Source organism: Nocardia sp. NPDC050413 (assembly GCF_040655475.1).
GTDB classification, from domain to species: Bacteria; Actinomycetota; Actinomycetes; order Mycobacteriales; family Mycobacteriaceae; genus Nocardia; species Nocardia coubleae.
On record NZ_JBFAJZ010000004.1, the window covers coordinates 389219 to 402377 of the forward strand.

Annotated in this window: 14 protein-coding genes; 1 reads left to right on the top strand and 13 read right to left on the bottom strand. The window is 66.3% G+C overall.

What is annotated here, in order from left to right:
• Window positions 1-6 precede the first annotated feature (6 nt).
• The 8 genes from AB0I19_RS13885 to hppD form a co-directional block, all read right to left on the bottom strand.
• Window positions 7-819: an alpha/beta hydrolase gene (locus tag AB0I19_RS13885; RefSeq protein ID WP_357148390.1), complete on the bottom strand. Its 813-nt coding sequence runs from the start codon at window positions 817-819 to the stop codon at window positions 7-9.
• Window positions 820-968: 149 nt separating this feature from the next.
• Window positions 969-2159: an elongation factor Tu gene (gene tuf, locus AB0I19_RS13890; RefSeq protein WP_067485177.1), complete on the bottom strand. Its 1191-nt coding sequence runs from the start codon at window positions 2157-2159 to the stop codon at window positions 969-971.
• Between the two features lie 114 nt (window positions 2160-2273).
• Window positions 2274-4376 (bottom strand): elongation factor G, encoded by a 2103-nt coding sequence (gene fusA, locus AB0I19_RS13895; RefSeq protein ID WP_067485174.1) that lies wholly within the window; start codon window positions 4374-4376, stop codon window positions 2274-2276.
• A gap of 33 nt (window positions 4377-4409) precedes the next feature.
• The gene (gene rpsG, locus AB0I19_RS13900; protein ID WP_067485171.1) at window positions 4410-4880 is read right to left on the bottom strand and encodes a 30S ribosomal protein S7; all 471 of its coding nucleotides are present in this window, start codon (window positions 4878-4880) and stop codon (window positions 4410-4412) included.
• Between the two features lies 1 nt (window position 4881).
• Window positions 4882-5256 carry a 30S ribosomal protein S12 gene (gene rpsL / locus AB0I19_RS13905; protein ID WP_056814220.1) on the bottom strand — a complete coding sequence of 125 codons (375 nt, stop codon included), beginning with the start codon at window positions 5254-5256 and terminating at the stop codon, window positions 4882-4884.
• Between the two features lie 272 nt (window positions 5257-5528).
• The gene (locus AB0I19_RS13910; RefSeq protein WP_357148394.1) at window positions 5529-6086 is read right to left on the bottom strand and encodes a DUF3558 domain-containing protein; all 558 of its coding nucleotides are present in this window, start codon (window positions 6084-6086) and stop codon (window positions 5529-5531) included.
• Entirely contained in the window at window positions 6083-6607 is a 525-nt protein-coding gene (locus AB0I19_RS13915; protein ID WP_357148397.1) for a DUF3558 domain-containing protein, read from the bottom strand. Before AB0I19_RS13915 ends, AB0I19_RS13910 begins: the two co-directional genes overlap by 4 nt.
• Window positions 6608-6638: 31 nt before the next feature.
• Complete coding sequence (gene hppD, locus AB0I19_RS13920) at window positions 6639-7781, bottom strand: 4-hydroxyphenylpyruvate dioxygenase (RefSeq protein WP_357148400.1); 1143 nt, start codon at window positions 7779-7781, stop codon at window positions 6639-6641.
• A gap of 131 nt (window positions 7782-7912) precedes the next feature.
• Between hppD and AB0I19_RS13925 the strand changes: the two genes are divergently transcribed.
• Entirely contained in the window at window positions 7913-8461 is a 549-nt protein-coding gene (locus tag AB0I19_RS13925; protein ID WP_357148403.1) for an Lrp/AsnC ligand binding domain-containing protein, read from the top strand.
• A gap of 81 nt (window positions 8462-8542) precedes the next feature.
• On the opposite strand, the gene AB0I19_RS13930 is transcribed toward AB0I19_RS13925, so the two are convergent.
• The 5 genes from AB0I19_RS13930 to AB0I19_RS13950 all read right to left on the bottom strand — a co-directional run bounded on the left by AB0I19_RS13930 (window position 8543) and on the right by AB0I19_RS13950 (window position 13127).
• Entirely contained in the window at window positions 8543-9217 is a 675-nt protein-coding gene (locus AB0I19_RS13930) for a GntR family transcriptional regulator (RefSeq protein WP_357148405.1), read from the bottom strand.
• 103 nt (window positions 9218-9320) lie between these two features.
• Entirely contained in the window at window positions 9321-10310 is a 990-nt protein-coding gene (locus AB0I19_RS13935; RefSeq protein WP_357148407.1) for a 2-oxoglutarate and iron-dependent oxygenase domain-containing protein, read from the bottom strand.
• Window positions 10311-10321: 11 nt separating this feature from the next.
• Entirely contained in the window at window positions 10322-11482 is a 1161-nt protein-coding gene (locus tag AB0I19_RS13940) for a nitrate ABC transporter substrate-binding protein (protein WP_357148410.1), read from the bottom strand.
• A gap of 11 nt (window positions 11483-11493) precedes the next feature.
• Window positions 11494-12342, bottom strand: a complete 849-nt coding sequence (locus AB0I19_RS13945; protein WP_357148413.1) for an ABC transporter permease subunit — start codon at window positions 12340-12342, stop codon at window positions 11494-11496.
• Window positions 12342-13127 carry an ABC transporter ATP-binding protein gene (locus AB0I19_RS13950; protein WP_357148609.1) on the bottom strand — a complete coding sequence of 262 codons (786 nt, stop codon included), beginning with the start codon at window positions 13125-13127 and terminating at the stop codon, window positions 12342-12344. The genes AB0I19_RS13945 and AB0I19_RS13950 overlap by 1 nt, the downstream gene beginning before the upstream one ends.
• Between the last annotated feature and the right edge of the window lie 32 nt (window positions 13128-13159).

The following is a 13159-nucleotide window of genomic DNA, read 5'->3' on the forward strand; positions in this document are numbered from 1 at the left end:
CCTCGGTTACGTTGCTGATTCCAGGAATTCGGTGACTTCGGGAGCGAAGCGTTCGTGTTTGATCGCGCCCATGTGAGTGGTGCCGGGGTAGATGTTCAAGCGGGAGTCGGGGATGCCCTCGGCGGTCTGGTGGAAGATCGACTGGGGGTAGAACTCGTCGCGTTCGCCGCCGATCACCAGGGTGGGGGCGGTGATGTCGGTGAGGCGGTCGGTGACGTCGAAGGCGTCTTCGGCGCGGACGAACGCCAGGGTGTCGGCGGGGTTCTTCGGGCGCATCAGCGGGTCGGCGAGCCAGGCCACCGCACCGACCAGGCGGGCCTTCACCGGCGACTCGATACCGACGGTCGCCATGTGCTGGAGTGCGCGTTTCCCTTCGGCGGCGGCCGTCGCGTACTTCAGCTGTGAGGCGCGAGCGGGCTCGGGCAGCCTGCACCCCGACGACGCGATCACCAGCCTGCGCACCGACGACGGATGATCGGCGGCCAATTGCAGGGCTACCGACCCGCCCGAGGAAATCCCCAGCACATCGACGGGCTCCCCGAATTCTTCCCGCAAAGCCTCCGCGTGGTCGCGCGCGATATCGGCCATCGACGTCTCCTCCGCCATCCCCGGAGCCCGATTCACCGCGTACACCCGGAAGTTCCTGGCCAGCGGCGCCAGCGTTTTCACCTCACTGGCCCGCATCCACCCGCTCGGGTTCGTGTGATCCGGCGTGAACCACCGCAGGAACACCAACGGCCGCCCCTCCCCGAACGCGAAATACGGCAACCCGTGCCCGAGCTCCCCCTCGACAACCTCGAACCCCTTCACCACAACCACGCCGCCTCCATTCACCGGAACACCTGAACCAGGAACGCTACCCACCACCGCCCCCCTGAGCGATGACCCCAAAGGTAGTGCCCCCGGAAACGCCGAACGGCGCCGCTCCCGAAGGAGCGACGCCGTTGCGGTGTCAGTAAGTCAGAGACTCACTTGATGATCTTCGTGACGCGACCGGCGCCGACGGTGCGGCCACCCTCGCGGATCGCGAAGCGCAGGCCCTCGTCCATGGCGACCGGCTGGATCAGCTTGACGGACATCTCGGTGTTGTCACCGGGCATGACCATCTCGGTGCCCTCGGGGAGGGTCACAACGCCCGTCACGTCCGTGGTACGGAAGTAGAACTGCGGGCGGTAGTTGTTGAAGAACGGGGTGTGGCGACCGCCCTCGTCCTTCGACAGGATGTACGCCTGGCCCTCGAACTCCGTGTGAGGAGTGGTGGTGCCCGGCTTCACGACGACCTGGCCACGCTCGACATCTTCGCGCTTGATGCCACGAACCAGCAGACCGACGTTGTCGCCGGCCTGGCCCTGGTCGAGCAGCTTGCGGAACATCTCGATACCGGTGACGGTGGTCTTGGTGCTCTTCTCGCGGATGCCGACGATCTCGACTTCCTCGTTCACGTTGATGATGCCGCGCTCGACACGACCGGTGACGACGGTGCCACGACCGGTGATGGTGAACACGTCCTCGACCGGCATCAGGAACGGGAGCTCGGTCTCACGGACCGGGTCCGGGATCGAGTCGTCGACGGCCTTCATCAGCTCGACGATCGACTCGGCCCACTTCTCGTCACCCTCGAGGGCCTTGAGGCCGGAGACGCGCACGACGGGGGCATCCTCGTCGAACTCCTGCGACGCCAGCAGCTCGCGGACCTCCATCTCGACGAGCTCGAGGATTTCCTCGTCGTCGACCATGTCCGACTTGTTCAGCGCGACCAGGATGTAGGGCACGCCGACCTGACGGGCGAGCAGCACGTGCTCGCGGGTCTGCGGCATCGGGCCGTCGGTGGCGGCGACCACGAGGATGGCACCGTCCATCTGGGCCGCACCGGTGATCATGTTCTTGATGTAGTCGGCGTGACCCGGGGCGTCGACGTGCGCGTAGTGGCGCTTTTCGGTCTGGTACTCGACGTGGGAGATGTTGATCGTGATACCACGAGCCTTCTCCTCCGGCGCCTTGTCGATCTGGTCGAAAGCGAAGCTCTCGTTCAGGTCCGGGTACTTGTCGGCGAGCACCTTGGTGATGGCCGCAGTCAGCGTGGTCTTGCCATGGTCGACGTGACCGATGGTGCCGATGTTGACGTGGGGCTTCGTCCGCTCGAACTTCGCCTTCGCCACTGTTGTCCTCCTGGACTAGTTAGTGCGTGCTTTTTTGCAGCAGTGCGGTTAATAAGGGGGGTCGTGCTGACGCCCGGTTGCCGCGGCCAAGCGTACAAGGCCGCGGCAAGCGAATTACTCGCCGGTCGCCTTGGCGATGATCTCCTTGGACACGTTGGCCGGAACCTCCGCGTACTGGGCGAACACCATGGAGTAGTTCGCGCGACCCTGGGTCTTCGACCGCAGGTCACCGATGTAGCCGAACATCTCCGAGAGCGGAACCAGCGCCTTGACGACACGGGCACCACTGCGTTCCTCCATGGCCTGGATCTGGCCACGGCGGGAGTTGAGGTCGCCGATCACTTCACCCATGTAATCCTCGGGTGTGATGACCTCCACCGCCATGAGCGGCTCGAGGATCACCGGACCGGCCTTACGGGCCGCTTCCTTCAGGGCCTGCGAACCCGCGATCTTGAACGCCATCTCCGAGGAGTCGACGTCGTGGTACGCGCCGTCGAGCAGGGTGACCTTCAGGTTCACCAGCGGGTAGCCGGCGAGCACGCCGTACTGCATGGCGTCCTGGGCACCCGCGTCGACCGACGGGATGTACTCACGGGGCACGCGACCGCCGGAGACCTTGTTCTCGAACTCGTAGTGCGCACCGTCTTCGCCGACGAAGGGCTCGACCGCGATGATGACCTTCGCGAACTGGCCGGAGCCACCCGTCTGCTTCTTGTGCGTGAACTCGAGCTTCTCGACCGGCTTGGTGATCGTCTCACGGTAGGCCACCTGCGGCTTACCGACGTTCGCCTCGACCTTGAACTCGCGCTTCATGCGGTCGACGAGGATGTCGAGGTGGAGCTCACCCATACCGCCGATGACGGTCTGGCCGGTCTCCTGGTCGAGCTTCACCGAGAACGTCGGATCCTCGCGCGCCAGCTTCTGGATCGCGGTGCCGAGCTTCTCCTGGTCGGACTTGGTCTTGGGCTCGATGGAGACCTCGATGACCGGGTCCGGGAACGTCATCGACTCGAGGACGACCTGGTTCTGCGGATCCGAGAGGGTGTCACCGGTGGTGGTGTCCTTCAGACCGATCACGGCGTAGATGTGACCCGCCGAAGCGGTGGTCACCGGGTTCTCCTTGTTGGAGTGCATCTGGAACAGCTTGCCCAGACGCTCCTTCTTGCCCTTGGTCGAGTTCACGACCTGCGAGCCGGAGTCCACCTTGCCCGAGTACACGCGGATGTAGGTGAGCTCACCGAAGAACGGGTGCACCGCGATCTTGAACGCCAGGGCCGAGAACGGCTCGTCGACGTTCGGCTTGCGGGTCAGGATCTCGTCTTCCTTGCCGGGCACGTGGCCGGTGGTGGCCTCGACGTCCAGCGGGGAAGGCAGGTAATCGATGACCGCGTCGAGCATGGGCTGCACGCCCTTGTTCTTGAACGCGGAACCGCACAGCACCGGGTACAGCTCGGAGTTGACGGTCATCTTGCGGATGGCGCCCTTGATCTCCTCGACGGAGAGCTCCTCGCCACCGAAGAACTTCTCGAGCAGCGCCTCGTCGGACTCGGCGACGGTCTCGAGCAGCTCCTGGCGGTACTGCTCGGCCTTGTCCTTGAGGTCGGCCGGGATCTCGACGACTTCGTACTCTTCGCCGAGCTTGGTCTCGCCCTTCCAGACCTTGGCGTTGTTCTCGACCAGGTCGACGATGCCCTCGAAGTCGTTCTCGGCGCCGATCGGCAGCTGGATGACCAGCGGCTTGGCACCGAGACGGTCCTTGATGGTCTGCACGGTGAAGTAGAAATCAGCGCCGAGCTTGTCCATCTTGTTCACGAAGCAGATACGCGGCACGTCGTACTTGTCGGCCTGACGCCACACCTGCTCGGACTGGGGCTCGACACCCTCTTTGCCGTCGAACACCGCGACCGCACCATCGAGCACGCGCAGCGAACGCTCCACCTCGACGGTGAAGTCGACGTGCCCGGGGGTGTCGATGATGTTGATCTGGTTGTCTTTCCAGAAGCAGGTGGTAGCGGCGGAGGTGATGGTGATACCACGCTCCTGCTCCTGCTCCATCCAGTCCATCGTGGCCGCGCCGTCGTGAACTTCACCGATCTTGTACGTGATGCCGGTGTAGAACAGGATGCGTTCGGTCGTGGTGGTCTTGCCCGCATCGATGTGGGCCATGATGCCGATGTTGCGGACCTTGTTCAGGTCGGTGAGCACGTCCTGTGCCACGAAATTCTCCCTTTTAAGTGACGGGCCGGACTATCACCAGCGGTAGTGCGCGAAGGCCCGGTTCGACTCGGCCATCTTGTGGGTGTCCTCGCGACGCTTCACCGCGGCACCGAGGCCGTTGCTCGCGTCGAGGAGCTCGTGGGCGAGACGCTCGATCATCGTCTTCTCACGACGGGCGCGGGAGTAGCTGACCAGCCAGCGCAGCGCCAGGGTGTTGGCGCGGCCCGGACGGACCTCGACCGGCACCTGGTAGGTGGCGCCACCGACGCGGCGGGGCTTCACCTCGAGGGCGGGCTTGACGTTGTCGAGCGCGCGCTTGAGGGTGACGACCGGATCGGTGCCGGTCTTCTCGCGCGCCTGCTCGAGGGCACCGTAGACGATGCGCTCGGCGGTCGACTTCTTGCCGTCCAGCAGAATCTTGTTGACCAGCTGAGTGACCAGCGGGGACCCGTAGACCGGGTCGTTGATCAGCGGACGCTTGGGTGCGGGGCCCTTGCGTGGCATATCAGCTCTTCTCCTTCTTGGCGCCGTAGCGGCTGCGGGCCTGCTTGCGGTTCTTCACACCCTGGGTGTCCAGCGAGCCACGGATGATCTTGTAGCGGACACCCGGGAGGTCCTTCACACGACCGCCGCGGACGAGCACCATGGAGTGCTCCTGCAGGTTGTGGCCTTCACCGGGGATGTACGCCGTGACCTCGATCGCGCTGGTCAGGCGAACGCGCGCGACCTTACGGAGCGCGGAGTTCGGCTTCTTGGGGGTGGTGGTGTACACGCGAGTGCACACGCCACGACGCTGCGGGCTCCCCTTCAGGGCCGCAGTCTTGGTCTTGGTGACCTTGTCGCGGCGACCCTTGCGGACCAGCTGGTTGATGGTTGGCATAGACCGGCTTTCCTTATTGGTGATTGCGGTAGCGGAACACGTGTCTTCAGTTCATCGAGCTTTCACTCGCACGTCCGACCGTGTTTCCGTTTACCCGCGGTCGGGCGTGTCGCGCGCAGCTCAGGGCCCTTTTTCTGGGCACGCTGGAACGTATCAGCCGCTCTCGCTGGCCTACGTTCACGCACGAACTTGCCCGTAGCAATCCGGGCACAGCGGTCCACGATACGCGCCCGCCCGAACCGGGGTCAAAGCGGGGTCGTGCGTCAAGGCTTCTACCTGGCCAGATCCAAGGTCAGCTCCACCAGCTTCTGCGCTCCCGCGCACGGATCCGGATGGGCCGAGCCCGGCCGGTAGTTGATCCACCAGCCGATGACCCCGACATCGGCGGCCGGCGCGGTGACTCCGCAGGAGTCGTTGTCGCCCGGCCTGCGCACCTGCAGGGCCCTGCGACCCTGCACCGTGATGTCACCGGTGAGGTACCCCAACTTCTCGTTGGTGGTCTTCTCGTTGTTCAGCGTACCCATCTCGTACCAGTTGAGGGTGGCCATGGCCGAGCCACCAGGTGCGTCGTCGATGTCCCACATGCACACCGCGCCGCTGAACGAGGTCTCGACCATCTGGGCGTTGCCGACGATCTCCCCGATCTTGGCTATCTCGACGACCTCGCATTCGCGCAGCAGGTTGTCGAAATTGGTGTTCACCTTTTCGCCGCCACCCCGCTCCTCCTCCGGGGCCGGGCGGGCATTGCCATCGATCTTGCCGCCGCAGCCCGCGAGGGTGACGGCGAGCAGCAGCGTCGCCGCGGCGGTCGCGATCCTGGTGGCGCTCATCGCAACCGTCCTACGGTCAGCTCGGCCAGTTTGCGCGCGCGATCGCACGGATTGCCCGCGGAGGCGAAAGCGCCGTCGGAGATGGACCATTCGAAGAAGTCGTCGTCGAGCTGCACCGCGAAATCGCAGATGCCCCCCGGGTCCAGGGCCTGGAAGCCCGGGCGACCGTTCACGTCGACGCGCTCCGGTTCGCGGCCGACGCTGGACACCCAGGCCCGCTCGCGATCGATCGGGCTGCCGCGATACGACGCGAATGTCACACTCGGCGCGTACAACCCGGCCGACTGCCAGTTGCACCCGGTCGAGTTCTTGTACACCCGCGTGATCTGGGACAGCCCGGCCAGTTGGCGCACCTCGTCGTCGGTGACGTGCCCGCACTCGCCGACGAAGGGCCCGAGCGAGGCCACCTTCGGTGGTGGCCGTTTCGGGCCGGTCGGCGAATCGGAGTCGCCCCCCGATCCGCACGACGACAGCACGACAGCCAGGGCCATGCCGGTGATGATCGCCGAGGGGATCCGCATGCCTTGAACTGTAGTGCGTGCGCGGACCCGCTCACAGGTTCCCGCGGGCCGCCTGTTCCCGTTCGATGGCCTGGAAAAGGGCTTTGAAATTGCCTTTTCCGAAGCCGAGTGAGCCGTGTCGCTCGATGAGTTCGAAGAACACGGTCGGGCGATCGGTGACGGGACGGGTGAAGATCTGCAGCAGGTAGCCGTCTTCGTCCCGGTCGACGAGGATGCCGCGCCGCTGCAGTTCCTCGACCGGGACGCGGACGTGGCCGATGCGGGCACGCAGTTCGGGGTCCTCGTAATAGGCATCGGGGGTCGGCAGGAATTCGACGCCCGCGGCGCGCAGGGCGTCGACGGTGGCGAGGATGTCACCGGTGGCCAGGGCGATGTGCTGCACGCCCGGTCCGCGATAGAACTCGAGGTACTCGTCGATCTGGGAACGCTTGCGGCCCACCGCCGGTTCGTTGAGCGGGAACTTCACCCGGTGGTTGCCGTTGGCGACGACCTTGCTCATCAGCGCCGAGTACTCGGTGGCGATATCGTCGCCGACGAACTCGGCCATATTGGTGAAACCCATGACGCGCCGGTAGAAGTCGACCCAGCGGTCCATCATGCCCATCTCCACATTGCCGACCACGTGGTCGATGGCCTGGAAGATCCGCGGGCCCGCGCGGTGGGTCGAGGTGCGCGCGATATAGCCGGGCAGATACGGGCCCGCGTAGCCGGAGCGGTCGATCAGGGTGTGCCTGGTCTCGCCGTAGGTGGCCAGGGCGGCGGAGCGCACCGTGCCGAATTCGTCGCTCTCGTCGTGTGGTTCGACCAGGATCGTCGCACCGTGCTCGCGCGCCCAGGTGACGCACCGGTCCACGTCGGGGACCTCGAGGGCGATGTCGACCACGCCGTCACCGTGCCGGTCGTGATGGGCGACCAGCGGACTGTCCGGGTCGACCGCGCCCTTCACGACGAACCGCGCTCCCCCGCTGCGCAGCACGTAGGCCTTGTGGTCGCGATTGCCGGTCTCGGGGCCAGCGTAGGCCTCGAGCCGCATCCCGAAGGCCGATTGCAGGAAGTGCGCGCACTGGGTGGCGTTGCCGACAACCCACACCAGCGCGTCCCAGCCGGTGACAGGGAACGGATCGACACTGTCGTCGTGCTCGATCAGCCCGACGAGCTGCTGCTCAATGGTCATGACCTAGGAAAACGCGCCACCCGTGAGCTAGGCAACAACACCGCTCGCGCCTGGTCATGCTGACCAAAGTTGATACCTCACGCTGTCGGATGGTGGACAATTTGAATAGCACCCGAGGACGGAGGTCTGGCATGCGCACACCCGCGAAACTGGACGAACTCGACCTGGCGATCCTGTCGGCCATGCACGAGTTCCAGAAGGCCGGAATCCTGGAACTCTCGCGTCGCACGAAGGTGGCCCGCGCGACGGTGCAGGCCAGGATCAACCGGATGGAGGAGGCCGGGGTGATCGCCTCCTACGACCCCCAGATCGATGTCACCGCGGCGGGTTTCGATGTGCAGGCGTTCGTCACCCTGGAGATCGCCCAGGGCGCGCTCGACACCCTCACCGCCGAACTCGACGCGATCCCCGGCGTACTCGAGGCCTACGCGACCACGGGTTCCGGCGACGTGCTCTGCCGCATCGGCGCCGACTCACACGCCGGTCTACAGGCCGTGCTGCTCAGCATCGACCGCACCAGCGCGGTGGTGCGGTCGCACAGCGTGATCGTGCTGTCGACGGTGATCGAACGGCGCACGCTCCCCCTGCTGCGCACGCTCACGCCTGCGGGTACCGCGAAGGCGCCCGCCTACCGGGATCGCCGCGTCGGACAGTCGGACCCCCGCGCCACGGACCGATAGGGCGGACTCGAAACCGCCGGCGCCGCGGCGGGCTCGGGCCATCGTCGATGGATGACGCGCCTTGGAACCGGCTCAGGCAAGTCAGTGCCGGGAGAGGCGGGTCATCAGGCCGTGGACGTGCGCCTCGGCGGCGGCGCGGGCCGATTCGGGGTGGCCTGATTCCAGGGCTTCAAGGATGCGGCGGTGTTCACGCAGGGCCACGCGACGGTTGCGCGCGGAGCACCACAGGTCGCCTCGGTACAGGTGCGCCTGCGCTTCCAGACGCGTCAATTCGTCGGCGAGGCACCGGTTTCCGGATGCGTCGCGGATGAAGCTGTGGAATTCCAGGTCGAGCTGGGCGTCGCGGGCCGCGTCGGTGGCGTCGTCCAGGTTGGTTTCCTGGGCGGCGATGACGGCCGCGAGCTTGTCGAGGTCGGCATCGGTGAGGCGGGTGGCGGCCGTGGCGGCGGCCAGGCCGTCGAGGACGGCGCGGACCGCGAGTACCTCGCGGATGCGGTCGTCGTCGACGGCGGCCACCTTCGCGCCCGCGTGCGGTGTGCTCACCGCGAGACCCTCGTAGATGAGCTGCTGCACGGCCTCGCGCACCGGGCTGCGGCTCACCCCGAGCCGAGTCGCGAGCGCGGGCACGCTGAGCGGGCTGCCCGGGGCGAGTTCACCGGAAAGGACCAGCTGTCTGATCCGGCGATGCACCGACGGGCCGAGCAGTGAGGTGCCGTCGCCACGCTCCGCTTCCGCCTCCGGGCGCTGACCGCTCATGCTCTGCACATCCGGCATGCTCGGGCGCCCTCCGTGGCCACGCTCCGCTTCCGCCTCCGGGCGCTGACCGCTCATGCCGTGTCCCTTCCGTTGTCTGCGCCGATTATCCCTGCGGCCGGTAGTTGGCTCGTACACGCTGGGTGAGGAAATCGGCCGCGGTGACCGGTGGGTACTTGCCGCCGGGTCCCTGGATGATCGCGTCGCGGTCGGCCTGGGCGAAGTAGGCGATGCTGTAGCGCTCGCCCTGGTATTCACCCTCGCCGGGGCTGCGGACGCGGTGGAAGTTCGACGGCAGCAAGTCGTCGCTCCAGCGGGTGAGCATGTCACCGATATTGCAGGTGATCAGGCTCGAGGACGGGGTGATGGAGGTCCATTCCTGTTCGGCCATCTCCTTGCCGGGACACACCTGCAGTCCGCCTTGGCCGTCGCGCTGGAAAAGCAGGGTGAGGCAGTCGAAGTCGGTGTGCGCGCCTGCCCGCCAGCGGCCGGGAACGCCGCGCAGCTCCTCGGGCACCGCGAAGTAGTGCAGCAATCGCAGTGCGCTCTGGTAGTCCGGCGATGCGGGATCGTGTGCGGCGGTGAAGTGTTCGCGCGCCAGTCCGAGCCGGTCGGCGAAGCAGGACAGCACCCGCATCGCCACCTCCCAGGCGCGATGCTCGAAATCCAGGACGCGCGAACGGAATCCGGGCAGCTCGGCCTCGCTCGGCCAGAGCCGGTCCATGTGCGGCCGCGTGACCTGATACGACTCCTTCTGATCGGGCACTCCGATGGACGGGCGCACCTGGCTCATGCTCTCCCAGCCGGCGTTGTGTTCCTTCACCAGCGGATACTTGCCTTTGACCTCCTCCGGCAAGGCGAAGAACTCCGCTGTGGCACCGAACATCTCGTCGATCAGAGCTTGCGGGATGCCGTGTCCGGAGAGCTGGAAGAAGCCGATCTCGGTGGCCGCCGCCCACAGTTGGTCGGTGATCTCGGCGCGGCGATTCTCGAAATCGGTGAGATCGACGACGCGGATCTCACGGGCGGTTTCCTTTCCGAGGCCGCCCATCCGCTTCTCGCGCGAGACCTCGGACAGGTCGTAGCTGGTGCTCATGGAATGTCTCCTTATCCGGTGACGGAGATGGACGGGTCGAGGAATTCCTTGGTGACGAGATCCGATGCCCGCAGGCCGGACGGCACATTCGATCCACCCGCGCGCAGGATGGGCGCGAACTCGTCGATGATGCGCTGCACGCGGGCCTCGTCGAAGCTGCCGAGCACACCGTCGCTGTCGTTGCCGATCAGGCCGCCGTCGATCAGTGCCTTGGAGCCGAACGCGGCGAGTTCGGCACTGTACGGGCTGAGCTTGGGATTCTGCTCGACGACATCGACGACCACCTCGTCGACATGCGTCGAATCGGCCCGGAACTCGGCGGTGGCCCGCTGGATCATCGGCACCAATTTCTGCAGGCAGGGCCGCAATTCGGCGAGTTTGTCCGCCCGGACGTTCACCGTGCGGGCGTATCCCTCGTAGCCGACGTCCTTGAGCAGCTGGTAGCGCACGGGCTTGTTCCAGGCGCGCACCTCGTGTTCGTAGGTGTAGGGCTCGGCGTTGACGAAACCCTGCTGCGCGAACGACGGATCGGTGACGAACCGGGACGGCGAATTGTCGTAGGAGGCGTCGATCTGTTCGGATTTCACCAGGCCACGCGCCACCAGCCAGTCCGGGTACAGCTGCCCCTTGGACACCACGATCGGCTTGCCGGACCGGCCGATATCGGCGATCCCCTGCCAGCCGGGATTGGTCGCCGGATCCCACATCAGCATCTGCGGGCTGTTGCGCAGCAAGGTGGTGACCGCCACGATCGGCTGCTGCCCGGCGGCGGCGATGGCGTGCTCGGAGTGGGCGAGGCCGAGAGTGATGCTCTCGTCGACGTACATCTGCGACGGCACGGTCTGGAAGCCGATGGCCGGTCCGCCCGCCCGGATCTCGAGTTCCACCCCGGTGTCCTTGCCCGCGGTGACGAGCGGACCGGTGATCTTGTTGTTGTCGGCGTCGACCGTGTAGCCGGGACCGAGCAGACCGAAGATCGGGCCGGAGTCGGTTTCCGGTGCCCATTGCAACTGCACGACAACGGTCTCCGGGCAGACACCGGCCAGCCGTTGTTCGGCGGGTGCGGGTTCGAGGGCGACGGCGGTGTCCTCACCGGTTTCGCCGGAACAGGCGGCGAGGGTGAGCGCAAGGGCCGCGATACCGAGGCGGTGCAGGGGACGTGCGTTTTTCATGGCGGTTCCTTCTAGTGGGCCGAGTCGTGCCAGCGGCCGACGCTGACCTTCTGGATCAGCGTGAAAACGGTGAACACGAGCACCCCGAACAGGGCGGCGAGCAGGAGCGCGCCGATGAGGTCCTCGGATTGGAGCCGGGCGCGGTAGGTGTCGAGCAGGGTGCCGATGCCGGGTTTGCCCTGCGCGAAGAACATGTCGCCGATGATCGCGCCGGTGACGGAAAGCCCTGCGGCCGTGCGTAAACCGGTCAGGGTGGATGGCAGGGCGGCCGGTAGTTGCAGGGACCAGAGCCTGCGCAGGCGCCCGGCGCGGCCGAGGGTGAACAGCTCGCGCAGGTTCGCGTCGACCGATTTGATGCCGAACAACGTCATCGCGATGATCGGATGAATGGCGATGAGCACACAGACCGTGGTCCGCGCGGCGAAACCGTAACCGAGCCACAGCCCGATCAAGGGTACGACGGCGAGCACCGGAATCGCCTGCAGCACCACGGCATACGGATAGACGACGTTTTCGATCGGTTTGGCCTGGCTCATCAGCACCGCGATGGCGACACCGAGCACGGCCGAGATCAGCAGCCCGGTGAGCGCGACCCGCGCGGTCACCGCCAGCGCCTCACCCATCACCTCGAGCTTCTTCGGGTCGGCCAGCGACTCGGTGAACACCACATGCGGTGGTGGCAGCAGGAAGCGGCGACCTTCACTGAGTACCAGCATCGACACGGCGTACCAGGCGGCGAGGGCAAGGGTGATCGAAATAGTCGGCGCGGCAAGGGTCTTGGCGATCTTGCGCACGCGTGCGGTGGACAGCTCGGCCCCCGGCTTCGCCGGTACCACGGCCCGGGCGGCGATACTCACCATCAGGCAGCCTCTTTCAACGAGTGCGACACGCGCGCGACGAGTTCGGTGAAGGTGGGATCGAAGCGCAGTTCACGGTCGCGTGGGTAGGGCAGGTCGACGTCGATCACCTCGTGCACCCGCCCCGGCCGCGCCGACATCACCACCACCCGCGACGCGAGAAACACCGCCTCCGCCACGGAGTGTGTGATGAACAGGGCGGTGAAGGCGTTGTCGCGGTAGAGGCGGAGCAGTTCCTCCTGCATGGTCAGTCGCGTCATCTCGTCGAGCGCGCCGAACGGTTCGTCGAGCAGCATCAGGCGCGGCTCGAGCGCCAGCGCCCGGGCCAGCGAGACCCGCATCCGCATACCGCCGGAGAGCTTGCGCGGCAGGGCATTCGCGAAGTCGGCCAGCCCGACCGCCTCGATCGCCCGTTCCACCCGTGCCCGCCGCACAGCGCGCGGCACCCCGGCCAGCTCCGCCGAGAGCTCGACATTGCGCCGCACCTTGCGCCAGGGCAGCAGGGTGGCCTCCTGGAAGATGAAGCCGATCGAATTCGTGCGCACCGCAACGGCTCCCGCGCTCACCCGTTCGAGGCCTGCGGCCAGGCGGAGCAGGGTCGACTTGCCGCAACCGGACGGCCCGACCACGGCGACGAACTCGCCCTCGCGGATATCCAGATCGATGCCGGTGAGGGCCAGGGTGCCGTCGTCACCGCCGAAACGTTTGCCGACGCCCGCGAAGGAGACCTCGAGTCCGGCGAGCAGCGTCCTCGCGTCCGCGTCGTTCACTGTGTCGTAGAGCGTCACCGTGATCACCTTCCTACGGTGGATGTTGCGTG

Bases quoted from the DNA above. Each gene is read 5' to 3' on its own strand.
- rpsG (WP_067485171.1), bottom strand. From the start codon at position 4,880: ATGCCACGCAAGGGCCCCGCACCCAAGCGTCCGCTGATCAACGACCCG.
- rpsL (WP_056814220.1), bottom strand. From the start codon at position 5,256: ATGCCAACCATCAACCAGCTGGTCCGCAAGGGTCGCCGCGACAAGGTC.
- AB0I19_RS13910 (WP_357148394.1), bottom strand. From the start codon at position 6,086: ATGAGCGCCACCAGGATCGCGACCGCCGCGGCGACGCTGCTGCTCGCC.
- AB0I19_RS13915 (WP_357148397.1), bottom strand. From the start codon at position 6,607: ATGCGGATCCCCTCGGCGATCATCACCGGCATGGCCCTGGCTGTCGTG.
- hppD (WP_357148400.1), bottom strand. From the start codon at position 7,781: ATGACCATTGAGCAGCAGCTCGTCGGGCTGATCGAGCACGACGACAGT.
- AB0I19_RS13925 (WP_357148403.1), top strand. From the start codon at position 7,913: ATGCGCACACCCGCGAAACTGGACGAACTCGACCTGGCGATCCTGTCG.
- AB0I19_RS13930 (WP_357148405.1), bottom strand. From the start codon at position 9,217: ATGAGCGGTCAGCGCCCGGAGGCGGAAGCGGAGCGTGGCGACGGCACC.
- AB0I19_RS13935 (WP_357148407.1), bottom strand. From the start codon at position 10,310: ATGAGCACCAGCTACGACCTGTCCGAGGTCTCGCGCGAGAAGCGGATG.
- AB0I19_RS13940 (WP_357148410.1), bottom strand. From the start codon at position 11,482: ATGAAAAACGCACGTCCCCTGCACCGCCTCGGTATCGCGGCCCTTGCG.
- AB0I19_RS13945 (WP_357148413.1), bottom strand. From the start codon at position 12,342: ATGGTGAGTATCGCCGCCCGGGCCGTGGTACCGGCGAAGCCGGGGGCC.